Origin of the sequence: Lysobacter antibioticus HS124, assembly GCF_000336385.2 — a bacterium.
Classification (GTDB): Bacteria; Pseudomonadota; Gammaproteobacteria; order Xanthomonadales; family Xanthomonadaceae; genus Lysobacter; species Lysobacter firmicutimachus.
On record NZ_HG424471.1, the window covers coordinates 1 to 26,705 of the forward strand.

29 protein-coding genes are annotated in these 26,705 nt (G+C 70.2%); 8 read left to right on the forward strand and 21 right to left on the reverse strand.

Annotated elements, in window-relative coordinates:
• Both TX83_RS06890 and coq7 read left to right on the forward strand, forming a co-directional pair.
• Positions 1 to 668 (forward strand): (Fe-S)-binding protein (locus TX83_RS06890; RefSeq protein WP_141233401.1); only part of this gene is annotated, 668 nt, incomplete at its 5' end.
• A 192-nt stretch (positions 669 to 860) separates the two neighbouring features.
• Positions 861 to 1,502, forward strand: coding sequence for a 2-polyprenyl-3-methyl-6-methoxy-1,4-benzoquinone monooxygenase (gene coq7, locus TX83_RS06895; RefSeq protein WP_064747202.1), 642 nt, complete (start codon positions 861 to 863; stop codon positions 1,500 to 1,502).
• 204 nt (positions 1,503 to 1,706) lie between these two features.
• Here coq7 and speD read toward each other — a convergent pair whose 3' ends face one another.
• Positions 1,707 to 2,501, reverse strand: coding sequence for an adenosylmethionine decarboxylase (gene speD, locus TX83_RS06900; protein WP_064747203.1), 795 nt, complete (start codon positions 2,499 to 2,501; stop codon positions 1,707 to 1,709).
• 215 nt (positions 2,502 to 2,716) lie between these two features.
• Here speD and crp point away from each other — a divergent pair, with 215 nt between their 5' ends.
• Complete coding sequence (gene crp / locus TX83_RS06905) at positions 2,717 to 3,406, forward strand: cAMP-activated global transcriptional regulator CRP (protein WP_079248094.1); 690 nt, start codon at positions 2,717 to 2,719, stop codon at positions 3,404 to 3,406.
• 6 nt (positions 3,407 to 3,412) lie between these two features.
• Positions 3,413 to 3,874, forward strand: coding sequence for a global regulator CLP-associated N-acetyltransferase (locus tag TX83_RS06910; RefSeq protein WP_075575036.1), 462 nt, complete (start codon positions 3,413 to 3,415; stop codon positions 3,872 to 3,874).
• Positions 3,875 to 4,034: 160 nt separating this feature from the next.
• On the opposite strand, the gene TX83_RS06915 is transcribed toward TX83_RS06910, so the two are convergent.
• The 13 genes from TX83_RS06915 to TX83_RS06980 all read right to left on the reverse strand — a co-directional run bounded on the left by TX83_RS06915 (position 4,035) and on the right by TX83_RS06980 (position 15,823).
• Complete coding sequence (locus tag TX83_RS06915) at positions 4,035 to 4,781, reverse strand: haloacid dehalogenase-like hydrolase (RefSeq protein WP_064747206.1); 747 nt, start codon at positions 4,779 to 4,781, stop codon at positions 4,035 to 4,037.
• On the reverse strand, positions 4,778 to 5,572 hold the full coding sequence (trpC, locus tag TX83_RS06920) for an indole-3-glycerol phosphate synthase TrpC (protein WP_064747207.1): 795 nt from the start codon (positions 5,570 to 5,572) through the stop codon (positions 4,778 to 4,780). Before trpC ends, TX83_RS06915 begins: the two co-directional genes overlap by 4 nt.
• Entirely contained in the window at positions 5,569 to 5,910 is a 342-nt protein-coding gene (locus TX83_RS06925; protein ID WP_064747208.1) for an antibiotic biosynthesis monooxygenase family protein, read from the reverse strand. Before TX83_RS06925 ends, trpC begins: the two co-directional genes overlap by 4 nt.
• Positions 5,911 to 6,111: 201 nt before the next feature.
• Complete coding sequence (trpD, locus tag TX83_RS06930) at positions 6,112 to 7,146, reverse strand: anthranilate phosphoribosyltransferase (protein WP_064747209.1); 1,035 nt, start codon at positions 7,144 to 7,146, stop codon at positions 6,112 to 6,114.
• Positions 7,147 to 7,266: 120 nt separating this feature from the next.
• Entirely contained in the window at positions 7,267 to 7,848 is a 582-nt protein-coding gene (locus TX83_RS06935) for an anthranilate synthase component II (protein ID WP_064747210.1), read from the reverse strand.
• A 476-nt stretch (positions 7,849 to 8,324) separates the two neighbouring features.
• On the reverse strand, positions 8,325 to 9,683 hold the full coding sequence (locus TX83_RS06940; protein WP_064747211.1) for a sensor histidine kinase: 1,359 nt from the start codon (positions 9,681 to 9,683) through the stop codon (positions 8,325 to 8,327).
• On the reverse strand, positions 9,680 to 10,354 hold the full coding sequence (locus TX83_RS06945; protein WP_064747250.1) for a response regulator transcription factor: 675 nt from the start codon (positions 10,352 to 10,354) through the stop codon (positions 9,680 to 9,682). The genes TX83_RS06940 and TX83_RS06945 overlap by 4 nt, the downstream gene beginning before the upstream one ends.
• Positions 10,355 to 10,606: 252 nt before the next feature.
• Positions 10,607 to 10,789, reverse strand: a complete 183-nt coding sequence (locus tag TX83_RS06950) for a hypothetical protein (RefSeq protein WP_064747212.1) — start codon at positions 10,787 to 10,789, stop codon at positions 10,607 to 10,609.
• Positions 10,790 to 11,121: 332 nt separating this feature from the next.
• Entirely contained in the window at positions 11,122 to 12,597 is a 1,476-nt protein-coding gene (gene trpE / locus TX83_RS06955; RefSeq protein ID WP_064747213.1) for an anthranilate synthase component I, read from the reverse strand.
• A gap of 145 nt (positions 12,598 to 12,742) precedes the next feature.
• Positions 12,743 to 13,708 carry a lipid kinase YegS gene (yegS, locus tag TX83_RS06960; protein ID WP_064747214.1) on the reverse strand — a complete coding sequence of 322 codons (966 nt, stop codon included), beginning with the start codon at positions 13,706 to 13,708 and terminating at the stop codon, positions 12,743 to 12,745.
• Between the two features lie 295 nt (positions 13,709 to 14,003).
• A complete protein-coding gene (rraA, locus tag TX83_RS06965; RefSeq protein ID WP_064747215.1) occupies positions 14,004 to 14,477 on the reverse strand; it encodes a ribonuclease E activity regulator RraA in 474 nt (157 codons plus the stop codon).
• A gap of 219 nt (positions 14,478 to 14,696) precedes the next feature.
• Positions 14,697 to 15,371 (reverse strand): ribulose-phosphate 3-epimerase, encoded by a 675-nt coding sequence (gene rpe / locus TX83_RS06975; RefSeq protein WP_064747217.1) that lies wholly within the window; start codon positions 15,369 to 15,371, stop codon positions 14,697 to 14,699.
• Between the two features lie 113 nt (positions 15,372 to 15,484).
• A complete protein-coding gene (locus TX83_RS06980; RefSeq protein ID WP_064747218.1) occupies positions 15,485 to 15,823 on the reverse strand; it encodes a J domain-containing protein in 339 nt (112 codons plus the stop codon).
• Between the two features lie 185 nt (positions 15,824 to 16,008).
• Between TX83_RS06980 and TX83_RS06985 the strand changes: the two genes are divergently transcribed.
• The 3 genes from TX83_RS06985 (at position 16,009) to TX83_RS06995 (ending at position 18,016) form a co-directional block, all read left to right on the forward strand.
• Complete coding sequence (locus TX83_RS06985) at positions 16,009 to 16,938, forward strand: phosphoribosylaminoimidazolesuccinocarboxamide synthase (RefSeq protein WP_064747219.1); 930 nt, start codon at positions 16,009 to 16,011, stop codon at positions 16,936 to 16,938.
• A 183-nt stretch (positions 16,939 to 17,121) separates the two neighbouring features.
• The gene (locus TX83_RS06990; RefSeq protein WP_064747220.1) at positions 17,122 to 17,457 is read left to right on the forward strand and encodes a DMT family transporter; all 336 of its coding nucleotides are present in this window, start codon (positions 17,122 to 17,124) and stop codon (positions 17,455 to 17,457) included.
• 73 nt (positions 17,458 to 17,530) lie between these two features.
• Positions 17,531 to 18,016 carry a DUF962 domain-containing protein gene (locus tag TX83_RS06995; RefSeq protein WP_064747221.1) on the forward strand — a complete coding sequence of 162 codons (486 nt, stop codon included), beginning with the start codon at positions 17,531 to 17,533 and terminating at the stop codon, positions 18,014 to 18,016.
• 6 nt (positions 18,017 to 18,022) lie between these two features.
• On the opposite strand, the gene TX83_RS07000 is transcribed toward TX83_RS06995, so the two are convergent.
• The gene (locus tag TX83_RS07000) at positions 18,023 to 18,436 is read right to left on the reverse strand and encodes a hypothetical protein (protein ID WP_064747223.1); all 414 of its coding nucleotides are present in this window, start codon (positions 18,434 to 18,436) and stop codon (positions 18,023 to 18,025) included.
• 68 nt (positions 18,437 to 18,504) lie between these two features.
• Between TX83_RS07000 and TX83_RS07005 the strand changes: the two genes are divergently transcribed.
• On the forward strand, positions 18,505 to 19,377 hold the full coding sequence (locus TX83_RS07005; protein WP_064747224.1) for a DMT family transporter: 873 nt from the start codon (positions 18,505 to 18,507) through the stop codon (positions 19,375 to 19,377).
• Between the two features lie 615 nt (positions 19,378 to 19,992).
• Here the strand turns inward: TX83_RS07005 and TX83_RS07010 are convergent.
• From TX83_RS07010 to hppD, 6 genes are all read right to left on the reverse strand, one after another.
• On the reverse strand, positions 19,993 to 20,859 hold the full coding sequence (locus TX83_RS07010) for an SDR family oxidoreductase (RefSeq protein WP_064747226.1): 867 nt from the start codon (positions 20,857 to 20,859) through the stop codon (positions 19,993 to 19,995).
• Positions 20,856 to 22,094 (reverse strand): Na+/H+ antiporter NhaA, encoded by a 1,239-nt coding sequence (nhaA, locus tag TX83_RS07015; RefSeq protein WP_064747228.1) that lies wholly within the window; start codon positions 22,092 to 22,094, stop codon positions 20,856 to 20,858. The genes TX83_RS07010 and nhaA overlap by 4 nt, the downstream gene beginning before the upstream one ends.
• Before the next feature lie 60 nt (positions 22,095 to 22,154).
• Positions 22,155 to 23,168, reverse strand: coding sequence for a sodium:calcium antiporter (locus tag TX83_RS07020; RefSeq protein ID WP_064747230.1), 1,014 nt, complete (start codon positions 23,166 to 23,168; stop codon positions 22,155 to 22,157).
• Positions 23,169 to 23,288: 120 nt separating this feature from the next.
• Positions 23,289 to 23,927 carry a hypothetical protein gene (locus tag TX83_RS07025; protein WP_064747231.1) on the reverse strand — a complete coding sequence of 213 codons (639 nt, stop codon included), beginning with the start codon at positions 23,925 to 23,927 and terminating at the stop codon, positions 23,289 to 23,291.
• Positions 23,928 to 24,099: 172 nt separating this feature from the next.
• Entirely contained in the window at positions 24,100 to 25,398 is a 1,299-nt protein-coding gene (gene hmgA, locus TX83_RS07030; RefSeq protein ID WP_064747232.1) for a homogentisate 1,2-dioxygenase, read from the reverse strand.
• Between the two features lie 156 nt (positions 25,399 to 25,554).
• Positions 25,555 to 26,646: a 4-hydroxyphenylpyruvate dioxygenase gene (gene hppD, locus TX83_RS07035; RefSeq protein ID WP_064747233.1), complete on the reverse strand. Its 1,092-nt coding sequence runs from the start codon at positions 26,644 to 26,646 to the stop codon at positions 25,555 to 25,557.
• Positions 26,647 to 26,705: the final 59 nt, after the last annotated feature.

A 26,705-nucleotide genomic window follows, 5' to 3' on the forward strand; every position in this document is an offset into this window, starting at 1 on the left:
CCCGCCCCGCCGTATTCGTGGGCTGCGTCGCCGGCGCCTACGAACGGCCGCTGCGTACGGCGCTGGCTCGCCTGGCGGCCGCCGTCGGCATCGCCCTGGACGCACCCGCCGGCCAGGGCTGCTGCGGCGCCCTGCACGCCCATGCCGGCGACCCCGCCGGCGCGGAGGCGCTGGCCGACGCCAACCGCCGCGCCTTCTCCGGCCACCGGACCGTGCTGACCCTGGCCAGCGGCTGCCACGAGTCGCTGGCGCGATCGCTGGGCGGCGCCCGCGACGCGATCGATTTCCTCGCCGAACACGGCGAACGCCTGCGCTTCCGCCCGGCCGCGCAGCGCGTGGCCCTGCACCTGCCCTGCAGCCAACGCAACCTGTCGCGCTCCGCGCCGGCCCTGCGCCGCCTGCTGGCGCGGGTGCCGCACTTGCAGGTGGTCGAACTCGACGCCGGCTACGGCTGCTGCGGCGCGTCCGGCAGCCAGATGCTGACCGATCCGGCGCGCGCCGCCGATTTCCGCGCACCGCTGCTGGAGCAGTTCGCGCGCAGCGGCGCGACGGTATTGCTCAGCGCCAACATCGGCTGCCGCCTGCATCTGGCCGGCGGCACCGGTCTGCCCGTGCTGCATCCGCTGGAGTTTCTGGCGCAATGCCTGGACGCGGAGCAAGCGGCGTAATCGCCGCCTGCCCCACCCCGGCTCGATCCGCTTGCCGACCGTCCTGCGCAGGCGGGAACCCGGGCCGCACCGAGGCAACGCCCCGAGCATCGGCTTTCGCCCCAGCGACGGCCGGGCCGCCCCCGTCCCGGACGATTTGTCCACCCGCCTCCGGGCCCGCAACCCTGACGCGCGCGCCGTAGAATCGCGTTCATGACGACCCGCCGCCTCACCCCCCTGGACCGCACGCTGGCCGAAGCGCAGCGCGCCCTCGACACCGTGTTCGGCGCGCCCGCGGCCGAGCGCCCCAACCCGGCCGGCAGCACCGCCGAGCTGGTGCTGGAGCCCGACGAGCGCCGCCATTCGGCCGGGCTGATGCGGATCAACCACGTCGGCGAGGTCTGCGCCCAGGCGCTGTACTGCGGCCAGGCCGCGGTCGCGCGCGACGAGGCCACCCGCGAACACCTGCTGCACGCCGCCCAGGAAGAGACCGACCACCTGGCCTGGTGCGCCGACCGCCTGCGCGAACTCGACAGCCGCCCCAGCCTGCTCAACCCGCTGTGGTACGCCGGCAGCTTCGCCATCGGCGCCCTGGCCGGCCTGCGCGGCGACGGCTGGAACCTGGGCTTCGTGGTCGAAACCGAGCGCCAGGTCGAGGCCCATATCGACGAGCACCTGCAGTCGCTGCCCGAAGGCGACCAGCGCAGCCGCGCGATCCTGCGCACGATGAAAGCCGACGAAGCCCGCCATGCCGAAAACGCCGAGGCCGCCGGCGCGCGCATCTTGCCGATGCCGGTGCCGGCGCTGATGGCGGCGGCGTCGAAGCTGATGAAGTCGGTCGCTTACAGGATCTGAACGGCCGGGATTGGGGATTGGGGATTCGGGATTGGTCTTGAAGCGGCAAGCGCCGGCCAGGCCCTTCCGCCTCGCCGAAGTCCCCGTTGAAACAGGGGACTGGGGATTTGCTCCTGCCTTGACCCTGGCCTCGTTCCGATCGCCCGCCCGCAAACGCGAAGCCCGCCTTGCGGCGGGCTTTGGCGTTGCGGCGCAGCAACCGACTCAATCGGCCAGGTTGCGGCCGTGGTAGAGCTCTTCGATCTCGCGGCGCAGGCGCGCCTCGATCTTCATCCGCTCCTTGAACGACAGGTTCTTGGCCTTCTCCTCGAACAGGTAGGTGTCGAGGTCGAATTCCTTCAGGTGCATCTTCGTGTGGAAGATGTTTTCCTGATAGACGTTCACGTCGAGCATCTCGTAGCGCGACTTGATGTTCTTGGCCAGATAATCCTGGATCGAATTGATCTTGTGGTCGATGTAGTGCTTCTTGCCCTTGATGTCGCGGGTGAAGCCGCGCACGCGGTAATCCATCACCACGATGTCGGACTCGAAGCTTTCGATCAGGTAATTCAGCGCCTTCAGCGGCGAAATCACGCCGCAGGTGGCGACGTCGATATCGGCGCGGAACGTGGCGATGCCGCTGTCCGGATGGGTTTCCGGATAGGTGTGCACGGTGATGTGCGACTTGTCCATGTGCGCGACCACGGCGTCGGAGATGATCTCCTTGCCGGCGGCCTTCTTGTCGATCACCGGCTCCTCGGAAATGAGGATGGTGACCGACGCGCCCTGCGGGTCGTAGTCCTGGCGGGCGATGTTGAGGATGTTCGCGCCGATGATTTCCGCCACATCCGTGAGGATCTGGGTGAGGCGGTCGGCGTTGTACGCCTCGTCGATGTATTCGATATAGCGCCTGCGCTCGTCTTCCGAGGCGGCGAAGCAGACATCGTAGATATTGAACGAGAGGGCCTTGGTGAGGTTGTTGAAACCCTGCAACCGCAGGCGCGGCAACGGCTTGACCACTGTAGGAGGATCCGGACGGACGGCGAGGGCCGCGATTATGAGGCAATTGGCCCCGGGGGGAAACGCACCGCGTTTTTGGGCGTTGTCGATTACAAAAGCGTGACCGCTTCTGCGCTTCCATCATCGCTCTCTATCGGACCGGGATTTTCAGGGGCAGGATTTGCCCCAGCGGCCGGATCGCCCTAAGCTCGGCCGACAGACGAAGCCCACTCCCAATGTCCGCCAACCCGGTAGCTCCCTTGACCGCACTGCGCCGAACCAACAGCCCGTTGTTGCCTGACGGCGCAACGATCGAACGTTTCCTGGCCCACTGCCATCGCCGCCGCTACCCGTCCCGCACGGACGTGTTCCGCCCCGGTGACCCGGCCAGCACCCTCTATTATGTCGTCTCCGGCTCGGTGAGCATCATCACCGAAGAAGAGGACGGCCGCGAACTGGTCCTGGGCTATTTCGGCCAGGGCGAATTCGTGGGCGAACTCGGCCTGTTCATCGAGAGCGACCACCGCGAGGTGATCCTGCGGACCCGCAGCACCTGCGAGCTCGCCGAGATCGGCCACGAGCGCCTCTACGACCTGCTGCTGACCCGGCTGTCGTTGGACGCGCCCAAGCTGCTGTACGCGATCGGCGCGCAGATTTCCCGGCGCCTGCTCGATACCAGCCGCAAGGCCGGCCGCCTGGCCTTCCTCGACGTGACCGACCGCATCGTGCGCGCCCTGCACGACCTGGCCAAGGAACCCGAGGCCATGAGCCACCCGCAGGGCACCCAGCTGCGCGTGTCCCGCCAGGAGCTTTCGCGCCTGGTCGGCTGCTCGCGCGAGATGGCCGGCCGCGTGCTGAAGAAGCTGCAGGCCGACGGCAAGCTCCACGCCCGCGGCAAGACCGTCGTTCTGTACGGGACCCGCTAAGTCCCGATGGGACGAGTCGCACCGTCCGCCGAGACCGCACCCCGGGTGCGGCTCGCGGAACTGGGCGACGCCAGCGACGTGGCCGAGCTGCTGAGCCAGCTCGGCTACCCCTGCACCCGGGATGAGGCTGCCGAGCGCATCGCCGTGCTCCGCGACGACCCGCGCCACTACCTGCTGCTGGCCGAACTCGACGGCCACGCCTGCGGCTTGGTCGCCAGCCATACCCGCTATTCGCTGACCCATGGCGCCGACCTGACCCGGATCACCGCCCTGGTGGTCGCCCGCTCCTGCTATCGCCAGGGCATCGGCCGCCTGCTGCTGCGCGAGGTCGAGCGCCGCGCCCGCCGCGACGGGGTCAGCCGGATCGAAGTCACCAGCAACAGCGCCCGCCTCGAGGCCCACGAGTTCTACCGCCGCTGCGGCTATGCCGACGGCTCGGTGAAGTTCGTCAAGACCCTCGGCGATTGACCCTGTCTATCGAAGCGCCGCCGCAGCGGCCTCGAATCCGGCGGATCGGCCGATCCGGCCAATCCCCGGGAAGCCGCCGCGCAGGGCGGATCACCGCTTTCGTGTCGGGCCGATGCCGGCCTCCACCGGGCCACGCCGGCGCCGGCGCCCCCCGCTGGCCTCAGGGGTCGGCCGGGGCCACCGGGTCGCCGGCCCGGCCGGGGCAGCCCCAGTTGAGGATCGGCGTGCCCGGCGGCAGCACCCGGCGGAACATGTCCACCCGCCCGGCCTTGGGATTGACCACCACCGGCGCGCGCGCCGCTTTCAACAGCGGCAGGTCGGCGCTGCTGTCGGAGTAGGCGATCTCCACCGGCGCGTCGAAACCGACCTCGCGCAGCATGGTCATCTTCATGTCCGAATGGCAGTGGCGACGCGCGGCCAGCGCGCCCAGGCGTGGGCCGACCAGGGTGCCGACCACCGGCACGTCCTCGTGGGCGACGAAGGCCAGGATCGCCCGCGCCAGTTCCGGCGGCGCGCCGGTCGCGACCACCACCCGGTCGCCCTGCACGCGGTGGCGATGCAGCACGTCCAGGGCGATCGGCAGCAGGCGGGCGCGGATCTGCGCGGTGTGCAGGGCCACGTAGCGGTCGATCATCGCGTCCAGGCCGCGCGCCCGGCTCAGGCCGACCGTGCCGATCCAGACGAAGGCGGAAATGCCGCGCCGGCGGGTCGGCAGCCAGGCCACCATCGGCCCGGCCACCGGTGCGATCAGCAGCGCCAGCGCCATCCGCCACCACGAGCGCTTGATCAGCCAGGCGAACAGATGACTGCCGGAATCGCCGTCGTACAGCGTGTGATCGAAATCGAACACCACCAGCGGCGCGCCCTCGCGCACCGGCGGGAAGTGCGCGGGCCGGACCGCGCTCACGCCGCGAACAGCCGCTGCAGCGCCGCGCCCGGGTCGCGTTCGCGCATGAAGCTTTCGCCGACCAGGAAGGTCTCGATGCCGGCCGCGCGCATGCGCGCGACGTCGGCCGGGGTGGCGATGCCGCTTTCGGTGACCAGGGTGCGGTCCGGCGGCACCGCGCTGCGCAGTTCCAGGCTGGTGTCGAGCGAGACCTGGAAGGTGCGCAGGTTGCGGTTGTTGACCCCAATCAGCTCGCAGTCGGTCTGCAGCGCGCGTTCGAGCTCGTCGATGTCGTGCACTTCCACCAGCACGTCCATGCCCAGCTCCATCGCCAGGCCGGCCATCTCGATCATCGGCCCGTCTTCGAGCGCGGCGACGATCAGCAGGATCGCGTCGGCGCCGATCAGGCGCGCCTCGTAGATCTGGTACGGATCGACGGTGAAATCCTTGCGCAGCACCGGCAGCGCGCAGGCCTCGCGGGCTTCGCCGAGATAGGCGTTGCTGCCCTGGAAGAAATCGACGTCGGTCAGCACCGACAGGCAGGCCGCGCCGCCGGCTTCGTAGCTGCGCGCGATCTCGGCCGGCTTGAAGTCGGGCCGGATCAGGCCCTTGGACGGGCTGGCCTTCTTGACCTCGGCGATCACCGCCGCCTCGCCGGCGGCGTGCTTGCGCTTGATCGCATCGACGAAACCGCGCGTCGGCAGCTGCATCGCCTGCGCACGCGCGCGCACGTCGACCAGCGGACGCACCCGGCTGCGCTGTTCGATCTCTTCGCGCTTGCGCGCCAGGATGGTGTTGAGGATGTCGCTCATGCCCTGCTCTTGCTCCCATACGCGCGTTCGACCTTGGCCACGCGCAGTTCGAAATGGTCGTACCAATGTTCGCGCCCGTAGGCGCGGGTGGCGGCGTGCTCGGCCTGGCGCTTCCAGGCCGCGATGGCCGCCTCGTCGGCCCAATAGCTTACGGTGATGCCGAAGCCGTCGTCGCCGCGGACCGATTCGACGCCGAGGAAACCCGGCTGCTGCGCGGCCAGCTCGACCATGCGCTGCGCGGCCTGGCCGTAGCCGGGGTCGTCCTCGCCGTTGCGCTGCGAGCTGAAGATCACCGCGTAGTACGGCGGGCTGGGCAGTCGGGCGAAGCGGGCGGTCATGCGGGCTCCCGGGTCAGGAAGAAGGCAGAAGCAAGGGCAACGGCAAGTCCCCCCTGCCCGTTTTTTTCAAAGGAAGGAACGACAACGGCAGCATCGAGCCGGTTGAACCGGCGCGTCCGGGGCCGAGCCGCTCGCTGCCCCCTGTCCCTGCGCCCCTGTGAAAAAGTGCGGTCACGAGAGATTCGATCCTGCATGCCGCGATCACGCCCCCGCCAATTCCCGGGTCAGCGCGACGAATTCGTCCAGCTTGGCCCGCGCCGCGCCCGAAGCGATCGCCCGGCGCGCCAGGACGATGCCTTCGGCGATGCTTTCGCTCTTGCCGGCCGCGTACAGCGCCGCGCCGGAGTTCAGCGCGACGATCTCGCGCGGCAGGCCGTCGCGGTTCTCCAGCGCCTGCAGCAACAGCACCTTGGATTCGTCCGCGTCGGCCACGCGCAAGTTGCGGCTGGCGGCCATGGCGATGCCGAAATCCTCCGGGTGCACTTCGTACTCGCGCACCTGCCCGTCGCGCAACTCGCCGACCAGGGTGCCTGCGCCGAGCGAAAGCTCGTCCATGCCGTCGCGGCCCCACACCACCAGCGCGCGTTGCGCGCCCATCTCCTGCAGCACGCGCACCTGGATGCCGACCAGGTCGGGATGGAACACGCCCATCAGGATGCTCGGCGCGCCGGCCGGATTGGTCAGCGGGCCGAGGATGTTGAACAGCGTGCGCACGCCCATCTCGCGCCGCACCGGCGCCACCACCTTCATCGCCGGGTGGTGCACCGGCGCGAACATGAAGCCGATCCCGGCGCGCTCGATGCACTGCCCGACCTGCTCGGGCTGCAGCTCGATCGCCGCGCCCAGCGCCTCCAGCACATCGGCGCTGCCGGACTTGGACGAGACGCTGCGGTTGCCGTGCTTGGCGACCTTGGCTCCGGCCGCGGCGACCACGAACATGCTCGCGGTGGAAATATTGAAGGTGTGCGCGCCGTCGCCGCCGGTGCCGACGATGTCGACCAAATGGCTGCGGTCGGCGACCTCGACCGGCCGGGCGAACTCGCGCAGCACCGTGGCCGCGCCGGCGATCTCGCCGACGGTCTCCTTCTTGACCCGCAGGCCGGTCAGGATCGCCGCGGTCATGGTCGGCGAAACTTCGCCGCGCATGATCGTGCGCATCAGCTCGACCATTTCGTCGTGGAAGATTTCGCGGTGCTCGATGGTGCGTTGCAGGGCTTCTTGCGGATTCAAGGGCATGGGATCGGGGCCTGGTAGGAGAACGGTGCGGCGGTCGGCGGGTACGGCGGGCTCAGCCTCGCCATCGTTCGCCGTCGCGTCCGTGGCGCAGGTCGCGTACCGAGTAGCGCGGGCGCGCCGTCATCGCTGCAGGAAATTGCGCAGCAGGGCATGGCCGTGCTCGGTCTTGATCGACTCGGGATGGAACTGCACGCCCTCGACCGGATGCTGGCGATGGCGCAGCCCCATGATCTCCTCGAAACCGCCGTCCTCGAATTCGGTCCAGGCGGTGACCTCCAGACAATCCGGCAAGCTTTCGCGCTCGACCACCAGCGAGTGGTAGCGGGTCGCCTCGTAGCCGTCCGGCAGGCCGGCGAACACGCCGCGCCCCTCGTGCCGGATCGGCGAGGTCTTGCCGTGCATGATCCGCTTGGCCCGGATCACCTGGCCGCCGTAGGCCTGGCCCAGGCTCTGATGGCCCAGGCACACGCCCAGGATCGGCGTGGTGGCGCCCAGTCGGCGGATCACGTCCAGCGACACCCCGGCCTGGTCCGGCGTGCACGGGCCGGGCGAAATCACGATCCGCTCCGGCGCCAGGCGCTCGATCTCGTCCGCCGACAGCTCGTCGTTGCGGATCACCCGCACCTGCGCGCCCAGCGCCTGCAGGTACTGGACCAGGTTGTAGGTAAAGCTGTCGTAGTTGTCGATCATCAGGACGGACATGACGCGCCTCGAATGCGGAGGATGCCGGGGTGCGGGCCGGCCAGGATGCCGGCGGCGGGTTGCGCCGGCTGCGACCCGGCGCACGCGGCGACCGCGGACGGGCGCACGCGCTCGCGCCGGCGCGCAGGCCGGTGGAGAGGGGAATTACGGGAAGCGGAGCGGGCTCCGGCCGGCGCGGAACCGGCGGGGCGGCGCGCGCGGGCGCGGCGGGGGAATTCAGCGTCCGGCGGGACGGGGGTCGTAGGCGGGGTCACGCAGCGAATCCTCGGAGGTCGGCGAAGCGGGGACGAAGGCGGCACGCCACCATCGCCAGCCCAGGCCGGCCCATGCGGATTTCTGCGGAATTGCGCGAACGATCATGGCCCTACTGTAACCGCTGGGCTCGGGTCTGCGCGAGAGCCCGGCCCCTCCGCCCCCCTCCGCCCCCCGCCGGCCCGACCGTACGGCGCCGCCCGGGCCGGCCGCAGGCCGCGGCCTCAGTCCGCGTTCGCCAGGCTCACCCGCACCCGCAGCCCCGGCGCCTGATCCAGCAGCGCGATGCGGCCGCCGTGGCGGTGCGCGATCGCCCGCACCAGGCTCATGCCCAGGCCGGTACCGGGCGAGCCGCGGTGCGCCTCCAGGCGCTGGAAGCGGTCGAACACCCGCTCCCGGTCCGCGGCCGGAATGCCCGGGCCGCGGTCGCCGATCTCCAGCACGATTTCGTCGCGTTCGCGCCGCAGGGCGACCTCGACCTCGGTCGCCGGCGGCGCGTACTTGACCGCGTTGTCGAGCAGGTTGACCAGCAACTGGAACAATTGGTCGGCGTCGCCGCGCACCCGCGCCTGCGCCGCCGCGGCGGCACGCAATGCGATGCCGCGCTCGGCGGCGATCGGCGTGTACAGCTCGACCGCGTCGGCGACCAACGCCGCCAGGTCCAACACCGGCTCGTCGTGCACCGGCGGCTGCGCTTCGATCCGCGCCAGTCGCAATAGCGCACCGAAGGACTGCAGCAACTGGTCGGTCTCGGCGATGGCTGCGTCCAGGCGCGCGCCGGTCTCGCCCTGGGCGCGCGCGCGCAACTCCTCCAGGCGGTTGCGCAGCCGGGTCAGCGGCGTGCGCAGGTCGTGGGCGATGTGGTCGGTGGCGTGGCGCACGCCGCCCAGCAATTCCTCGATCCGGTCGAGCATGGCGTTGAAGCGGCGCGCGAGCCGGTCGAAGGCGTCGTCGCTGCCGTCGGGGGTGGCGCGCAGGCCGAGTTCGCCGTGGCCGACCCGCGCCGCGGTGTCGTCGAGATGGCGCAGCCGGCGCGACACCCAGCGCGAGGTCAGCCAGCCGATCAAGGCGCCCAGACTCGCCGCGAACGCCAGCGCGATCAGTGCCGTACGCAGCATCAGCGCCAGGAACCGGTCCTGGCTGCGGGTACGGGTGCCGGTCAGCAAGACGCTGCCGTCCGGCAGGCGCTGCAACTGCGCGACCACGCGCCGCTCGCCGTCGCCGTCGCGCTCGGTGAATTCGATCCAGCGCGCGCCGCGGCGATGGTTGGGCAAGCGCGGGTAATCGCCGGCGATCATGCGGCCGTCGTTCGCGGTCAGGGCGTAGACCGCATCCGGGTCCTCGTCGCCGGCGATGCGTTCGCGCAATTCGCTCAGCAGCGCGGCGCGGCCGTCGTCGCGGTACAACTCGATCAGGCCGGCGGCGTCGACCCGCACCAGTTCGCGCGCGTCCTGGGTCAGCATCGCCGACACCGCGTAGTGCACGCCGACGCCGAGCAGGACGAAGGCGAGCAGGAACGACACCGTCACCGCCAGCGCCAGCCGCGCGCTGGTCGAACGCGGCCACGGCCGCCAGCGGCTCATGCGCCGAGCCGGTAGCCGGCGCCGCGCACGGTGTGCAGCAGCGGGCGCGGGAAGCCCTGGTCGATCTTCTGCCGCAGGCGGCTGATGTGCACGTCGATGACGTTGGTCTGCGGATCGAAGTGGTAGTCCCACACGGCTTCCAGCAGCATGGTCCGGGTCACCACGCGTTCGGCCTGGCGCATCAGGTATTCGAGCAGGCGGAACTCGCGCGGTTGCAGCTCGATGCGCTTGTCGCCGCGGCGCGCTTCGCGGCTGAGCAGGTCCAGTTCCAGGTCGGCCACCCGCAACCGGGTCGGCTCGCTGCCGCCGGCCTGGCCGCGGCGGGCGATGCTGTCCAGCCGCGCCGACAGCTCGGCGTAGGCGAAGGGCTTGACCAGGTAATCGTCGGCGCCGGCGCGCAGGCCTTCGACGCGGTGATCGATTTCGCCGAGCGCGGTCAGCAGCAACACCGGCACCCGGTTGCCGGCGCCGCGCAGGGTCTGCAGCACGGTCATGCCGTCCAGCCCGGGCAGCATGCGGTCGAGCACGATCGCGTCGAAGGGTTCGGTGGTGGCCAGGAACAGGCCGTCCTTGCCGTTGTCGGCGTGGTCGACCGCATGGCCGTCCTCGCGCAAGCCCTTGGCGATGAAACCGGCGGTATGGGGGTCGTCTTCGACGATCAGGACGCGCATGCCGACTCCGGACTCGCGACGGCGCAACAAGGACGGCGACAGGATACGCCGCCCGTCGAGGCCGCGAGGTAAATCAGCCGCGACGCAAAGGCGATGCCCCGCCGGCTCGGCCGGCGGGGCATCGGGCCCACGCCGACGATGCGTGGGGCTCGGGGGCTCAGGGCGAGCGGGCCGGCCGGCGACCGACGCAGTGGGGTCGTGCGGTGCGCAGCGGACGGAGACGATCCGCGCCGGGCGGCGGCCGGCGCGGGCTCACTTCGACGCCGGCGCCGTGGCGGCGGCCGCGGGCTTGGCCGCCTTCTTGGCCTTGTGGTGGGCGTGCTTGACCGTCTTCGCGGCCGGCGCGGCGCCGGCGGCCGTGGTCGGCGCGGCAGCGAAAGCGGAACCGGCGAACGCGGTCAGGGCGACGGCGATCAGGGCGTTGCGGACGTTCATGGGAAGCTCCTTGCAGTTCGGGGTTGGGAGTCTGGGCCGGTGGGGCGTGTCCCCATCGCCGGCTCAGATTGCGCCCTCGCCCCTGCCGCGCAGCTTTCCTGCGCATGAACTTTTTTTAATCCGCCGCCGCAAGCCGCGCTGTGCGTCTTTTTTGTGGGAACGACGTGAGCCGCGACCGTCGAAGCGATGTACGCGAGCGCGGCGACCAGAGCCGCCCGCCTCGCATGTGCGGCCCACACGACAGCCGGGCCGCATCGCTTCGACCGATGCGGTGGTATTCGTCCCTGCGGTTGTGGCGGCTCACGCCGCTCCTACAAGGGCTTGCGCGACACTTACAAACCGCGCGCCGCCTCGGCCACGGCACGGAACAGCGCGCGGCCCTTGTTCATCGTCTCCTCCCACTCCTTCTGCGGGTCGGAGTCGTAGACGATGCCGGCGCCGGCCTGCACGTGCAGGCGGCCGTCCTGGATCACCGCGGTGCGGATCGCGATCGCGGTGTCGGCGTCGCCGTGCCAGCCGATGTAGCCGACCGCGCCGGAATAGACGTTGCGCTTGACCGGCTCGAGCTCGCGGATCACTTCCAGGGCGCGGATCTTCGGCGCGCCGCTGACCGTGCCGGCCGGGAAGGTCGCGCGCAGCACGTCGGCGTAGCTCAGCCCCGGCTGCAGGCGGCCGGTGACTTCGCTGACGATGTGCATGACGTGGCTGTAGCGCTCGATCACGAACTGTTCGCCGACTTCGACCGTGCCGGCTTCGGACACCCGGCCGACATCGTTGCGGCCGAGGTCGATCAGCATCAGGTGCTCGGCGCGCTCCTTGGGGTCGGCCAGCAGTTCGGCTTCCAGCGCGTGATCTTCCTCGACCGTCTTGCCGCGCGGGCGGGTGCCGGCGATCGGGCGCACGGTGACTTCGCCGTCCTGCAGGCGCACCAGGATCTCCGGCGACGAACCGACCACCTGGGTGCCGCCGACGTCGAGGAAATACATGTACGGCGACGGATTCAGCGCGCGCAGGGCGCGATAGACGTCGACCGGGCGCGCCTTGAACGGCACGCTCAGGCGCTGCGACAGCACCACCTGGAAGATGTCGCCGGCGCGGATCAGTTCCTTGGACTTCTCCACCGCCTCGATGAAGCCTTCGCGGGTGAAGCCGGAAACGAAGTCGCCCTCGTCCAGGCCGGCCGGATCGAGCGTCTCGGGGTAGCTGGCGCCGCCGATGCGCAAGCGGTGCACGAGCTGGTCGAGGCGGCGGTTGGCGCGGGCGAAGGCCTGCGGCTCGCGCGGATCGGCGTGCACGATCAGGTACAGCCGGCCCTTGAGGTTGTCGAATACCGCGATTTCCTCGCTCTGCATCAGCAGGATGTCGGGCGTGCCGAGCTCGTCGGGCTTCTCGCCACCGGCCAGGCGGCGCTCGATGTACTGCACGCACTCGAAGCCGAACCAGCCGACCAGGCCGCCGGTGAAGCCCGGCAGGCCGTCGATCTTCGGCACCCGGTACTCGGTGCGCAGGCGTTCGACTTCGGCGAAGGGGTCCTCGACCACGCGGCTGTCGACCAATTCGCCGTGCTCGGTGACGAACAGGGTATGCCCGGCGAAGGCGTACACACGCTGCGCCGGCAGGCCGATGATCGAGTAGCGGCCGAAGCGTTCGCCGCCTTCGACCGATTCGAACAGGTAGGTATGCGGGCCGTCGGCGAGCTTGAGGTAGACCGACAGCGGCGTATCGAGGTCGGACAGCACCTCGCGCACGACCGGGATGCGGGTGTAGCCGTTAGCGGCTTGCTGCTGGAAGAGTTCGTGCGAGATCACGCGGCGGTTCCTTCATGGGCGAGTGGGCAGGAGCGACGATGGCCGACGGCCACCATCGCCAACCCACGTCGGCGCAGAAGGAGTGCGGGTTCGCCCAGGCGTTCATGGCCACACTGTAACCGCTTCGCGCACGCCGCGCGACGGGTCAGCCGGCGAGCGCGCCGGGCAGCGTCGCGGGCCCGGCGGCGGCCAGCAAAGGGCAGTCGGCCGGCAGGTGCATGCGCACCCGTCCGGGCACGCAGTCGACGCGGAAATGCCGCGCCTGCACCGGCTCGCCGTCGAGATTGAGGGTCAGCGGCGCAGCGGCGTCGATCTCGACCCGGCGCAGGCGCGCGCGGGTCGCGATCCGGTCCAGGGCGGCGTGCTTGCCTTCGGTCAGCAAAGTGCGCACCGTCGCGCCGACTTCGCCGGACAGCGCCGGCACGATGGTCAGGTCGAGCAAGCCGTCGTCGATCATCGCGTCCGGGCACAGCGCCTGGCCGCCGCCGGCCTGACGGCCGTTGCCCAGGCCCAGGGCGATGAAGTCGCCCTCCCAATCGAAACCGTCGCCGTGCAGGCGCGCGCGCAGCGGTTCGATCCGGCCCAGCTTGGCGATGCCGGTCACCAGGTAGGCCAGGCCGCCGAGCATCTTCTTCAGGCCCTCGTCGGTCTCCAAGGTGACCTGGGTGCCGAAGCCGCCGCTGGCCAGATTCGCCGCCCAATGCACGCCGTCCGGCGCCTGCAGACGGATCAGGTCGATCGCCTGCGCGGGCCGGCGCCGGATCAGTCGCAAGGCCTCGTGCGGCGCATCGGGAATGCCGGCCGCGCCGGCGAAATCGTTGGCCGTGCCCAGCGGCACCAGGCCCAGGCTGGGCAACTGCGTGGCGGTTTCGTCGCGATGCGCCAGCGTGGTGGCGACCTCGCTGAGGGTGCCGTCGCCGCCGGCTGCGACGATGCTGTCGACGCCGTCGGCGATAGCCTCGGCGACATAGCGTTCGGCGTCGCCGCCTTCCCAGGTGACCCGCACGTCCAGCGCCACGCCGTCTTCGCGCAAAGCCGCCACCGCCTCGCGCAGCGAGTCGTCGCCGGCGGACTTGCCGTTGAGGATCAGGCGCCAACGCAGTGCGGACATGAAGGTTCCAGGGCGGATCGGAGTCCGGCGAGGCTAGCAGCCGCGGCTCAAGCCGCGGTGAACATCAAGATTCGCCACGAATGTCACACACTTGTCATCGTCGATCCGGAATATGGGAGGCCATATCAGGGACGACGGGCGGAGGCTGGATTGCCTCCAAATCTTCCGGACGCGGGCCGCCAGGCCCGCGTCTTTTTCGTTGCGCCAGCAGGCACCGGCAGGAACGCAGACCGTCAGGCCGCCCGGACCGATCCGGTGCGGACGAGCGCGCCCCGCGGCTTAGCGCCCAGCGCCCCTAGCGCAGTTCTTCATCGGCCAGCACCACCCCGTCCTGGTCGGCGCACAACCACTCGCCGGGGCGAATGACCAGCCCGCCGAACTCCACCGCCACATCGCGCGCGCCCTGGCCGAGCTTGTCGGTCTTGCGCGGGCAGGTGCCCAGCGCCTTGACCCCGAGCGCCATCGCCCCGATCGCGCCGCTGTCGCGGATCGCGCCGAACACCAGCACCCCGGCCCAACCGTTGTCCAAGGCCTTGGCCGCGAGCAGATCGCCGAGCATCGCCCGCCGCATCGAACCGCCACCGTCGATCACCAGCACCCGGCCGCGGCCGTCCTCGGCCACCGCTTCGCGCACCAGCGAATTGTCTTCGTAGGCCTTGATCGTGCTGACCCGGCCGTCGAACGCCAAACGTCCGCCGTAATCGCGCAGCGGCAACTCCAGCACGCGCACTCGCTCCTCGTGGAGATCGCACAGATCGCAGGTGTTCATCGCGTCGCTCCGGCTGCCCGATGACGCCACCATGCCACGCCGTCGCGCCCGCGCCTACCGCGGCCTGCGCCTCAGCGACGCAAGCCGCGACGGGCGCAGCACGAGGAAACCGGCGCCGATCGAAGCCAAGCTGCGCAGCTGCGGCGTACGCCGCGCCAAGGGAAGCGCAGCGGGTCATGCCGCGGTTTGGTTTCGCCGCGGCCGAACCGCGCGCCTCGCTCAGCCGCGCACGCCCGCCACCGCCGCCTTCATCTTGCCGATCACCTCGGCGTAATCCGGCGCGTTGAAGACCGCCGAACCGGCGACGAAGGTATCGGCGCCGGCGGCGGCGATCTCGGCGATGTTGTCGGCCTTGACCCCGCCGTCGATCTCCAGCCGGATCGGCCTGCCGCTGCGGTCGATCATCTCGCGCACCCGGCGCAGCTTGTCCAGCGCCGAGAGAATGAAGCTCTGCCCGCCGAAGCCGGGGTTGACCGACATCAGCAGCACCAGGTCCAGATCCTGCAGCACCCACTCCAGCACCTCGACCGGCGTGGCCGGGTTCAGCACCAGCCCAGCCTGGCAACCATGCGACTTGATCAGCTGCACGGTGCGGTGGACGTGGGCGCTGGCTTCGGGATGGAAGCTGATCAGGCTGGCGCCGGCCTTGGCGAAGTCCGGCACGATGCGGTCGACCGGCTCGACCATCAGGTGCACGTCGATCGGCGCGGTCACGCCGTGCTTGCGCAGGGCTTCGCAGACCATCGGACCGATGGTCAGATTGGGCACGTAGTGGTTGTCCATCACGTCGAAATGCACCCAGTCGGCGCCGGCCTTGAGCACGTTGTCGACCTCTTCGCCGAGCTTGGCGAAATTGGCCGAAAGGATCGAAGGGGCGATGACGGTGGATTGCATGGGCGCGGCTCGGGGAGGACAGGCGGGTATTGTCCCGCAAAAGGCCGGCGCCAGCGTGGAGGGGACAGGCGTCGGCCGGCCTCGGGCCTCGGGATTTGCCGTCTCCGATGCGCTCACTTCCTGTTCTTGCGCAGGGTCTTGATCCGGTCGTAGGCGCGATTGAGCTCGCGCGCCCGCCGCTCGGCCTGCTCGCGCAGCTCGGGGGCGGCGTTGACCACCCGGTCGGGGTGGTACTGGGCGATCAGGCGCCGGTAGGCCTGGTCGACCTCGGCGTCGCTGGCCTCGCGGGTCAGGCCCAGGGCCGCATACGGGTCGTCGCCGCGCAGGCGGAACCAGTCCGAATCGAAGGCGTGGCCGATCAGCAGGCCGATCACCGCGCCGAGAAAGGGGTTGGCGCGCAGCAGCGCCGCGCCGGCGAAGAAACCCAGCAATTTGCCGTACCAGCGCTGCATCGCGCCCGCCGTCCCGGGCCTTCGCGGCCCCGCCCAGGCCCGCCCCGGGCCGCCGGACGCCAGTCTACCTGCACGCGGCGCCCAGCCGGCGTACACTGCCCGGCCCTGTCGCGCACGCGCGCGAGCCTCGCGGGCTCCGGCGACCGGCGACAGGGGGTCCACGCACCGCCATCGGGGTTTCCACCTTGACGACCACACTGCTGCAATCCGAACTGCCCGGCCTGCCCTTGCGCCATCGCGGCAAGGTCCGCGACGTCTTCGACCTGCCCGCCGAGCGCCTGCCGGCCGGCGCCGCCCCGGGCGGCGACTGCCTGCTGATGGTCGCCACCGACCGCCTCAGCGCCTTCGACGTGGTCCTGCCCGACCCGATCCCGGGCAAGGGCGAGATGCTGTGCCAGATCAGCAACTTCTGGTTCGGCAAGACCGCGCACATCATTCCCAACCACCTCACCGGCATCGACGTCGCCGCGGTCCTGCCCGAGGGCGTGGACGCGGCGCTGTACGCCAAGCGCGCGGTGGTGACCAAGCGCCTGAAGCCGGTCGCGATCGAGTGCATCGCCCGCGGCTACGTGATCGGCAGCGGCTGGAAGGACTACCAACGCACCGGCCGGATCAGCGGCATCGCCCTGCCCAGCGGCCTGCGCCAGGCCGAGCAATTGCCCGAGCCGATCTTCACCCCCTCGACCAAGGCCGCGGTCGGCGACCACGACGAGAACATCGACTTCGACACCGCGGTGCGCACGGTCGGCGCCGAGCTGGCCGAGGCGGTGCGCGACGCCACCCTGCGCCTGTACCGCTACGCCGCCGACTACGCGGCCGAGCGCGGCATCCTGCTCGCCGACACCAAGTTCGAGTTCGGCACCGATGCCGACGGCCGCCTCTACGTCATGGACGAGATGCTGACCCCGGACTCCTCGCGCTATTGGCCGGCCGACCAGTATCAGGTCGGCACCAGCCCGCCGAGCTACGACAAGCAGTTCGTGCGCGACTACCTGGAGACGCTGGACTGGGACAAGACGCCGCCGGGTCCGCGCCTGCCGGCGGAAGTGATCGAGCGCACCCGCGCCAAGTACGCCGAAGCGCTGCAGAAGCTGGCCGGGATTTCGGTCGACTGATCCCGTCGGACGCCCCGGCGCGGGGCGTCCGCGGCCAAGTGAGGGCGGCGCCGCGGCCAACCTGCCGCCGCGCCGCGCCGGTCCGCACCGATCCGCGCCACACTGCGCCTGTCCCGTCGGTCACGGATACAGGTCCGAACATGCGCGCTACCCTGCCCGCACCTCCCATCGCACGGGCATCGCATGAACATCGGTTATCTCTACCTGGCGATCGCGATCGTCGCCGAGGTGGTCGGCACCAGCGCGCTCAAGGCCTCCGACGGCTTCACCCGCACCGTCCCGTCGCTGCTCGTCGCCGCCGGCTACGGCACCGCGTTCTATTTTTTGTCGCTGGTCTTGCGCACGGTGCCGGTCGGCGTCGCCTACGCGATCTGGTCGGGCGTGGGCATCGTGCTGATCGCCGCCATCGGCTGGCTGTTCATGCAGCAGACCCTGGACGCCGGCGCGGTCCTCGGCATCGGCCTGATCGTGGCCGGCGTGGCGGTGATCCAGCTATTCTCGAAAGCCGCGGCGCACTGAGCGTCGCCCTGGCCGGCCGTACGGGCGTCCGCCCGCCGACGCCGGCGCCGTTCCGCCCCACCGGGAGCCGAGCATGAGCACCGCCGCCGAAACGCAACGCCCCATCGACCGCTGGTTCGCCAGCTACTCCGGCGACCACCGCAACGCCGTCAACCAACGCATCCACGTGATCGCGGTGCCGGCGATCCTGTGGAGCGTGATCGCCCTGCTGTGGTGCATCCCCGCGCCCGGCACCTGGTTCCGCCCCGGCATCTGGGCCGCGGCGGCGATGTTCGGCGCGATGCTGTACTACTACCGCGCTTCGCGCTCGCTCGGACTGGGCATGCTGATCCAGTTCGCCGTGTTCTCGGCCCTGACCTGGTGGATCGCGCAGCGCTTCGGCCTGAGCGCGCTGCTGTGGACGGCCATGACGGTATTCGTGGTGGCCTGGATCGCCCAGTTCGTCGGCCACAAGATCGAAGGCAAGAAGCCCAGCTTCCTGACCGACCTGACCTATCTGCTGATCGGCCCGGCCTGGGTGCTGGCCAAGCTGTACCGCAAGCTCGGCTGGCGCTACTGAGCGCCCTCAGGCGGCCGCATAGCGCGCCGCCGCCAGAGCCGCGCCCCACAGCCACAGCGCCGGCAGCAGCGACACCGCCAACGCGCGCGTCCAGCGCAGGCGCGCGCCGTCCGGCCCGGGCAGGAACAGGCGCACGCCCAGGGCCAGCGCCAGCAGCGACAGGACGAAGGCCAGGGCCGCGAACGGCGGGCCGGAACTCAGCGCGCTGCCGTGGGCGAGGATCAAACCGGTCACCGCCAGCATCGCCCACACCACCACGCCGAACAGCACCGTCCACAACACCGCGCCGAACGCCGGCCGCGCGCCGAACGCGCGCGCCACGCCGGCGCGCAACCACCAGGCCGCGATCGTCCAATATGCGATCGCCGCCAACAACACGCCCACCGCCGCGAGCAGCGGGGTTACCGAGTCATGCGCCACAATGCCGTCCTCCGCCCCGCCGTTGGGGCCGCCGTCCAGCCGGCCACGATAGCCCAGCCGCCGCCCCCATGCCCGTCCGCGATCTCGTCCTGCTGCTGCTCGTCGTCCTGTCCTGGGCGCTCAATTTCCTGACCTCGGCCTTCGCCCTGCGCGAGATTCCGCCGTTCCTGTTCACCGCGCTGCGCTTCGCCCTGCTGGCGCTGCCGCTGGCGTTCCTGCTCAAGCGTCCGCCGCCGGGCCAGTGGCCGCGCCTGATCGCGGTCTGCCTGTGCATCGGCGTGCTGCATTTCGGCCTCAGCTTCAGCGCGTTGAAAGCCGCCGGCGATCTGTCTTCGCCGGCGATCGTGCTGCAAAGCTACGTGCCGATGACCGCGCTGCTGGCTTGGTGGTTGCTCGGCGAGCGCTTCGCCTGGCGCACCGGCGCGGCGATCGCGATCAGCTTCGCCGGCGTGCTGGTGCTGGGCTTCGATCCGCTGGTGCTGGATCGGCCGCTGGCGCTGGTGCTGATGCTGGTCTCGGCCGCGTTCCTGGCCCTGGGCACGGTGTTGATGAAAGGCCTGCGCGGGTTGGACATGGTCAGTCAGCAAGGCTGGACGGCGTTGATCGCGGTGACACCGTTGCTGGCCGTGAGTCTGGTCCTGGAACCCGGCGGCCTGGCTGCGCTGGGTTCGGTCAGTTGGATCGCCTGGCTCGGCGTGGCCTACGCCGCCTTCGTGTCCTCGCTGTTCGGCCACGGCCTGTACTACGTGCTGGTGCAGCGCTACCCGGTAGCGCAGGTGACGCCCTGGCTGCTGCTGGTGCCGGTGTTCGCGATCGCCCTCGGCATCGCCTTCTGGGGCGACCGCCCCGGCCCGCGGCTGTGGATCGGCGGCGCGATGGTACTCGGCGGCGTGCTGGCGATCGCCCTGCGCACCCTGGCCAAGTCGCGGACGCGGAAGTAACCGCCGTCGCCGTCCATTGCCATTGCCATTGCCATTGCCGTTGCCGTTGCCGTTGCCGTAAGAGCTTGGCGGCGCAACGAACTCGCGAGAACAACAGCAGCCCCGAAGGGCGGCCGCAGGGATGCGGCCCGTGTGCAGCCAGGCCAGGGATGGCTTGTGCGGAGCAGCCCGGCGAAAACCTCGTCCCATAGTGGCTTTTGATCCGAAACCGCCATGGCGTTTTCTTTGGTTACTTTTGACCGAAGGAAATCCCGTAGGACGTTGTCGCCTTGGACAAAGAAAGTAACCCGGCCGCTTGCGGACGGAAGCTTTGCTTTAGAGCTTTAGAGCTTTAGAGCGACCAACGGCGCGAGACCGCAAGAATGCGGTCGCGGCTTACGCCGCTCCTACAAGGGGCGCAGGACAAGATGCGGCGAGATCGAGGGATGGCGGTCGCGGCTTGCGCCGCTCCTACAGGGGGCGCAGGACAACACGCGGCGAGATTGAGGGATGGCGGTCGCGGCTTACGCCGCTCCTACAAGGGGCGCAGGACAAGACGCGGCGAAGTTGAGGGATGGCGGTCGCGGCTTGCGCCGCTGCTTGCCCCTGAAGCAACCACGCCGACTGGCGCCGGCCTCATTCGCTCGGCGTGTCGAACATCTCGGCGGTGGGCCGGAACGGCCGCGGCGCGTAGCCGAAATCGCGCTGCGCCGGCGCCGCGTCGAAGGCCATGTCGCTGCGCATGCGCCGCACCGCCGCCTCGCCCAGGCCGGTCGCGCGCCCGGTCGCCTGCGCCGCGAGCAAGGCCAGGTTGAAGATCGGCGACGGCAGCTCGATCAGCCGCACCGGCGGACGCAGGCAGGCCAGGGTCCGCGCGACCATTTCGCGATAGGTGAGCGTTTCGCCGCCCGGCACCGCATATACCTGGCCGCAAGTCGCCGGCGCGCCATAGGCCGTGAATGCCGCCTCGGCCAGATCTTCCACGTGCACCGGCTGGCGCAACCCGTTGGCCCCGCGCGGCAGCGGGAAGTAACGCAAGCGACGCGCCAGCTGGGCGATGCGGGTCAGGGTCTGGTCGCGCCCGGCGCCGTAGATCAGGGTCGGCCGCAGCACCGTCGCCGCATCGCTGCGCGGCGGTGCGGCGGCGAACAGGTTGGCCTCGCCTTCGCGCAGCTCGGCCGCGACCCGGCGCTCGTCGGCATCGGCCGAACCGCGCTTGGTTTCGGCGCTGGTCGAACCGAACGCGATCACCCGCGAGGCCTCGATGCCCGATTGCGCGTACCAGCGCGAGAACTTCAGCAGCGGCCCGCAGCTGAAGATCGCATCGACCCGCGCCGGCAACGGCGGCATCGCGTCCAGGTCGCCGTGCAGCCAGTGCAGGCCGGGACGGTCGTGCTGCTCGTGGCGGGAAATCGCGGTCACCCGCCAACCGGCGTGATAGAGCCGTTGCAGCAGCGGAATCCCGATCTGGCCGCTGCCGCCGAACACCAACGCATGCTTCATTCGTGCGAACCCTGCCCGCCGCGCGCCGGCAGCACCGCGCGCAGCCAGAAGTAACCGATCAGCGCCGACAGCAGCGATGCACCGAGAATGCCGAGTACCGCTTCGTCGTAGCGCGACGGGTCCTGATACGCAAGCGAGGCGATGAACAGGCTCATGGTGAAGCCGATGCCGCACATCAGGCCGAGCCCGAACATCGCCCGCAGGTCCATGCCGGACGGGAACCGCGCCCAGCCCAGCGCGCGCATCAGCAGCGCGGCGCCGACGATGCCGATCGGCTTGCCCACCACCAGGCCCAGCACCACGCCCATCGGCAGCGGATCGAGCATGTCCTGCAACTGGATTCCGCCCAAGGCCAGGCCGGCGTTGACGAAGGCGAACAGCGGCAGGATCGCGTAGGCCACCCACGGATGCAACGCGTGCTCCAGGGTTTCCAGCGGCGAGTGCTCGGTCTCGTCGTCGATGGCGTTGCGCTTGTCGACGTGCGGGATCAGCAGGCCGGTGGCGACGCCGGCCAGGGTCGCGTGCACGCCGGACTTGAGCACGCACACCCACAGCACGGCCCCCAGCGCCAAGTACGGCGCCAGCGCGGTCACCCCGCGCCGGTTGAGCAGCCACATCGCCGCCAGCGCCACCGCGGCCCAGATCAGCGCGGTCGCCGACAGGCCGTGCGAATAGAAGAACGCGATGATCAAAATCGCGATCAGGTCGTCGACCACCGCGATGGTCGACAACAGCAGCTTCATCGCCACCGGCACCCGCGAGCCCAGCAGGGCCAGCACGCCCAGGGCGAAGGCGATGTCGGTCGCGGTCGGCACCGCCCAGCCGCGCATGGCCGTGGCATCGCCGCGGTTGAGGGCGAAGAACAGCAAGGCCGGCACGATCACGCCGGCGCTGGCGCAAACCATCGGCAGCACCAGCTGCGAGCGCTCGGCCAGCTGGCCGCTGAGCGCCTCGCGCTTGATTTCCAGGGCGACCAACAGGAAGAACACCGCCATCAGGCCGTCGTTGATCCACAGCAACAACGGCTTGTCGATGTCCAGCGGGCCGATGCGCAGTTGCACCGGGATCGCGCGGAACGCCTCGTAGGCGTCGCGCAGCGGCGAATTGGCGGCGATCAGCGCCAGCACGGCGGCGCAGATCAGGACGATGCCGCCGGCCGCCTCGAGGCGGAAGAACTCGCTGAGTGCGCGCAACGCGCGCCGCGGCAGCCGCGGTGGGAGGTTGGTTTCGCTCATCGGCCCATTATAGGGCCAGCCTCCGCCAAAGCCGGGCGAAAACCGGCCGCCGGCACCGGCTCAGCTGTGCAGCATCGCCACTTCGAAGCCGATCCACACCAGCAACGCGACCAGCAGGATCGTGCCCTCGCGCTTGCTGACCCGCAGATCGCCCTTGAGCATCGGATACAGCATCAAGGCGAACAACGCCGCGGCCGGCAGCTCGAAACGCACGAACGAGGCCGGCAGCGGCACGCTGCGCAGCGCCGCCATGCCGCCGATCACGATCAGCAGGTTGAACAGGCTGGAGCCGATCACGTGGCCGGCCACGATGTCGCCCTGGCCGCGGCGCGCGGCCGCGATCGCCGCGGCGACTTCGGGCAGCGCGGTGCCTATCGCCACCGGCAACAGGCCGGTCAGCAGCGGCGACAGGCCCATCGCCGCGCCGATGATGGCCGCGTTCGGCGAACCCAGGCCGCCGCTCAGCGCCGGCGACGCGCCGAAGTTCCACAGGCCGTTGCCGCCGACGATCAGATAGGCCCCCAGGTGCATCAGGAACACCGCGATCAGCACCCGCACCAGGTTCAGGCCAAGGTGGGTCTGGGTCATGGCGAACGCGGCGATGGCGTCCTGCAGCTCCGGCGCTTCGCGGCGGGTGCGGGCGGCCGCGAACGCGACCACGGCGACGAAGGCCAACACCATCGCCAGACCCTCGCCGCGGCTCAGCGCGCCGTCCAGGCCCAGCACGATGGTCGCCACGGTACCCAGCAACAGCACGACCAGCAGCGGCGCCAGTGCCCGCCAGCGCACCAGCAAGGGCGCCGCCAGCGCGGCCAGGCCCAGGGTCAGGCCGAAGTTGACGATGTTGCTGCCGACCGCGTTGCCCAGCGCCAGCGCCTGCTGGCCGCGCACGAAGGCCTGCAGGTTGACCGCCAGCTCCGGCAACGAGGTGCCGAATGCGACCAGGATCAGCCCGGCCGCGAACGGCGAGGCGCCGAAGCGCTGGGCCAGGCCCGAGGCGCCCTTGACGATCGAATCGCCGCCCAGCGCCAGCAGCAGCAGGCCCAATACGAACAAGCCGACGGCTTCGAACATGACGGTCTTCCCCTTGCGGTCGTTGCCTGGATTCTAGCCACACTCGGCCGCGGCCGAGCGTCGTTGCGCTGCGCCGCCCCCGCGCTCCGCCCCAATGTGCCGCGCCGAGCGCGGCGGGCGTCAGGAACAGCCTTCGACGTAATCGACCTGCGGCGGCAGGCCGATCCGCCAGGCGGTCACCTGGCCGGCGGCGTCGGTCTCGAATACCAGCGCGCCCTTGCCCCCGGCGCCGTCGCTCACGCGCAGGGTCCTGGCGCCTTCCACGTATTTGTGCGGCTGCTCTTCGATCCGGCCGGCGTACAGGCCGCGGATCTGTTCGGCGCTCATGCCGCGGCGGCCGCCGCCGGGCGCGGTTTCCTTGTCGTTGCCGACGTCGACGCGAACGAACTGGCCGTTCTCGAACATCAGGCCGAACTCGGCGGCGTTCTTGGCCCATTGCGGCTGCAGGTAATAGCAGCCGCCGTCGGGGGTGGCCTCGCCCTTGAGTTCGCCGCCCCAGGCCTGGCGCGCCTGCTCGGCGCTCATGCCGAACCGCAGGTCGCCGTAGCCGTCGAAGCGGGCCAGGGTATCGGCCGGCGCAGGCGCAGGCGCGGGCGCGGTGGCCGGCGGCACGTCTTCGGCCGGCTGATCGGCAGCGTTCGCGGCCGGTGGCGCCGGTTCGGCCGCGGGCGGGGCCTCGCGCTGGCAGGCGCTCAGGCCGAACGCGAGCAGTACCGCGCAGGCGAAGGTCGGAACGGACGAGGACGGCAGCGACTTCATCGACGAAACTCCGGTGCGCACGGCGCGGTACGAGGGCCGGTGCAGCCTAGCCCGCTGGCGTGAATGCAGCGCGAACGGCGCCGTCGCACACCGCGGCGCCGCACTCGTGCAGGCGCGCACGGGCCGCGATCATCGAAACGACGTCCCTGGGCGCCGCCGCCCGGGGCCGCGCTCAACCCGCGACGAAATGCTTGCGCAGCCCCGCCCAGCAAGCCTGATAGTCGCGCTGCCGGTGCGCCGCCTCGAACGCCTGCCGGGTCGGCCGGATCACCGCGCGGGTCTCGAACATGAAAGCCATGGTGTCGACGATCACATGCGGCTGCGACAGGTCGGCGGCCGAAGCCTTCTCGAAGGTCTGCGCATCCGGGCCATGGCCGGTCATGCAGTTGTGCAGCGAGGCGCCGCCGGGCGCGAAGCCGTCGGCCTTGGCGTCGTAAACGCCGTGGATCAGGCCCATGAACTCGCTGGCGATGTTGCGGTGGAACCACGGCGGACGGAAAGTGTCCTGGGCCACCAGCCAGCGCGGCGGGAAGATCACGAAATCCATGTTGCTGGTGCCGGCGGTGTCGCTGGGCGAATGCAGGACCAGGAAGATCGACGGATCGGGATGGTCGAAGCTGATCGAGCCGATGGTGTTGAAATGGCGCAGGTCGTAGCGGTACGGCGCGTAGCTGCCGTGCCAGCCGACCACGTCCAGCGGCGAATGACCGATCGGCGCGCGCCACAGATGGCCCTGGAACTTGGCGATCAGTTCGAACTCGCCTTCCAGGTCTTCGTAGGCCGCGTTCGGGGTTTCGAAATCGCGCGGGTTGGCCAGGCCGTTGCTGCCGATCGGGCCCAGGTCGGGCAGGCGCAGCAAAGCGCCGAAGTTTTCGCACACGTAGCCGCGCGAGGCGCCGTCGGGCAGGCTCACCGCGAAGCGCACACCGCGCGGGATCACCGCGATCTGCTGCGGCTCGACCTCGATCACGCCCAGCTCGGTGGCGATGTGCAACCGGCCCTGTTGCGGCACGATCAGCAGCTCGCCGTCGGCGTCGTAGAAATAGCGCCCGCGCATGTCGCGGTTGCCGGCGTACAGGTGGATGCCGACGCCGGTCTGCGCCGCCGGACCGCCGTTGCCGGCCATGGTGTAGAGCCCGTCGAGGAAGTCGGTCGGCGCCTGCGGCAGCGGCAGCGGATTCCAGCGCAGTTGCTCCGGGCTCACCGCGCCGTCGCCGAAATCGTTGTGGAACGCCGGCTGTGCGTAGGGCGAGAACGGGCCGTGCATGGCCGCGGGGCGGATGCGATACAACCAGCTGCGCCGATTGGCGTGGCGCGGCGCGGTGAAGGCGGTGCCGGTCAGCTGCTCGGCGTACAGGCCGTGGGCCACGCGCTGCGGCGAGTTGCGCCCCAGCGGCAGGGTACCGGCGATCGCCTCGCTGGCGAACTCGTTGCCGAAACCGGTTTGGTAGCCATTGCTGATCGGTGCCATGGGTCGCTTCGCTCGCTGCGCTCGCAGCCGTGGAAAGAATCGGGGTCGAGTACCGGGTAAACGTGCCGAGGCCCGCGCGGCCGCGTCAAGCGGCCCTAGCGGGCGCCGTGCGCGCTGGTCGCCGCGCCTTGCGGCGCGCCGGCGCAAGCCTGGCGATTACAGCACGCCGCGCTTGATCTGGTCGCGCTCGATGCTCTCGAACAGGGCCTGGAAGTTGCCTTCGCCGAAGCCTTCGTTGCCCTTGCGCTGGATGATCTCGAAGAAGATCGGGCCGATCGCGTTCTGGGTGAAGATCTGCAGCAGCTTGCGCTGATGGGTTTCCGGGTCGGCGTCGATCAGGATCTTGTTCTTGGCCAGGCGCGGCACGTCCTCGCCGTGGTTCGGCACGCGCTGGTCGATCACCTCGAAATAGGTGTCCGGGGTGTCGAGGAACTCGACGCCCTGGGCGCGCATGGCCTCGACGGTGTCGTAGATGTTGTCGGTGAAGCAGGCGATGTGCTGGATGCCCTCGCCCTTGTACGCGTCCAGGTACTCGTTGATCTGCGACTTGGGGTCGCTGGATTCGTTGAGCGGGATGCGCACGATGCCGTCCGGCGCGGTCATGGCCTTGGACACCAGGCCGGTCTTGGCGCCCTTGATGTCGAAGTAGCGGATCTCGCGGAAGTTGAACAACCGCTCGTAGTAGTCCGACCACTTCTGCATGTTGCCGAAGTACAGGTTGTGGGTCAGATGGTCGATGAAGGTCAGGCCGAACCCGACCGGGTTCTGCTCGGCGCCCGGGATCGGCTCGTAGTCGGCATAGGGGTCGCCCTTGGCGCCGTAGCGGTCGACCAGGTACAGCATGCAGTCGCCGATGCCCTTGACCACCGGCGCGTCGATGGCGCGGGTGTCGGCGCGCTCGGTCACCGCTTCGCCGCCGTTGCCGAGCACGGTGTCGTAGACCTGCTGCGCCGGCTTCTGGAAGCGGATCGCGAAGCCGCAGGCGCAAGGGCCGTGGGCGTCGGCGAAGGCCGAGGCGAAGCTGTCGGGGGTTTCGTTGACCAGGAAGTTGACCCCGCCCTGGCGGTACACCGTGATCGGGCGCGTCTTGTGGCGCAGCACCGCGCTGAAGCCGAGGCGGCGGAAATAATCGTGCAGGCGCTCGCCCTGGCCCTGCGGGGCGGCGAACTCGACGAACTCGAACCCGTCGATGCCGAGGGGGTTCTCGAAGGTGGTGACCTGCATGCCGAGGTTGGGCTGCGCATTCATGGCATTGTTCTCAGGTGGCGGCCGGGTCCGCTGCGGACGGCCTTGGCTAAGGGGTCGTT

Excerpts from the sequence above, each read along its gene's own strand:
- coq7 (WP_064747202.1), top strand. The coding sequence starts at position 861 with ATGACGACCCGCCGCCTCACCCCCCTGGACCGCACGCTGGCCGAAGCG.
- crp (WP_079248094.1), top strand. The coding sequence starts at position 2,717 with ATGTCCGCCAACCCGGTAGCTCCCTTGACCGCACTGCGCCGAACCAAC.
- TX83_RS06910 (WP_075575036.1), top strand. The coding sequence starts at position 3,413 with ATGGGACGAGTCGCACCGTCCGCCGAGACCGCACCCCGGGTGCGGCTC.
- trpC (WP_064747207.1), bottom strand. The coding sequence starts at position 5,572 with ATGAGCGACATCCTCAACACCATCCTGGCGCGCAAGCGCGAAGAGATC.
- TX83_RS06925 (WP_064747208.1), bottom strand. The coding sequence starts at position 5,910 with ATGACCGCCCGCTTCGCCCGACTGCCCAGCCCGCCGTACTACGCGGTG.
- trpD (WP_064747209.1), bottom strand. The coding sequence starts at position 7,146 with ATGCCCTTGAATCCGCAAGAAGCCCTGCAACGCACCATCGAGCACCGC.
- TX83_RS06935 (WP_064747210.1), bottom strand. The coding sequence starts at position 7,848 with ATGTCCGTCCTGATGATCGACAACTACGACAGCTTTACCTACAACCTG.
- TX83_RS06940 (WP_064747211.1), bottom strand. The coding sequence starts at position 9,683 with ATGAGCCGCTGGCGGCCGTGGCCGCGTTCGACCAGCGCGCGGCTGGCG.
- TX83_RS06945 (WP_064747250.1), bottom strand. The coding sequence starts at position 10,354 with ATGCGCGTCCTGATCGTCGAAGACGACCCCCATACCGCCGGTTTCATC.
- TX83_RS06950 (WP_064747212.1), bottom strand. The coding sequence starts at position 10,789 with ATGAACGTCCGCAACGCCCTGATCGCCGTCGCCCTGACCGCGTTCGCC.
- yegS (WP_064747214.1), bottom strand. The coding sequence starts at position 13,708 with ATGTCCGCACTGCGTTGGCGCCTGATCCTCAACGGCAAGTCCGCCGGC.
- rraA (WP_064747215.1), bottom strand. The coding sequence starts at position 14,477 with ATGAACACCTGCGATCTGTGCGATCTCCACGAGGAGCGAGTGCGCGTG.
- rpe (WP_064747217.1), bottom strand. The coding sequence starts at position 15,371 with ATGCAATCCACCGTCATCGCCCCTTCGATCCTTTCGGCCAATTTCGCC.
- TX83_RS06980 (WP_064747218.1), bottom strand. The coding sequence starts at position 15,823 with ATGCAGCGCTGGTACGGCAAATTGCTGGGTTTCTTCGCCGGCGCGGCG.
- TX83_RS06990 (WP_064747220.1), top strand. The coding sequence starts at position 17,122 with ATGAACATCGGTTATCTCTACCTGGCGATCGCGATCGTCGCCGAGGTG.
- TX83_RS06995 (WP_064747221.1), top strand. The coding sequence starts at position 17,531 with ATGAGCACCGCCGCCGAAACGCAACGCCCCATCGACCGCTGGTTCGCC.
- TX83_RS07005 (WP_064747224.1), top strand. The coding sequence starts at position 18,505 with ATGCCCGTCCGCGATCTCGTCCTGCTGCTGCTCGTCGTCCTGTCCTGG.
- TX83_RS07010 (WP_064747226.1), bottom strand. The coding sequence starts at position 20,859 with ATGAAGCATGCGTTGGTGTTCGGCGGCAGCGGCCAGATCGGGATTCCG.
- nhaA (WP_064747228.1), bottom strand. The coding sequence starts at position 22,094 with ATGAGCGAAACCAACCTCCCACCGCGGCTGCCGCGGCGCGCGTTGCGC.
- TX83_RS07020 (WP_064747230.1), bottom strand. The coding sequence starts at position 23,168 with ATGTTCGAAGCCGTCGGCTTGTTCGTATTGGGCCTGCTGCTGCTGGCG.
- TX83_RS07025 (WP_064747231.1), bottom strand. The coding sequence starts at position 23,927 with ATGAAGTCGCTGCCGTCCTCGTCCGTTCCGACCTTCGCCTGCGCGGTA.
- hmgA (WP_064747232.1), bottom strand. The coding sequence starts at position 25,398 with ATGGCACCGATCAGCAATGGCTACCAAACCGGTTTCGGCAACGAGTTC.
- hppD (WP_064747233.1), bottom strand. The coding sequence starts at position 26,646 with ATGAATGCGCAGCCCAACCTCGGCATGCAGGTCACCACCTTCGAGAAC.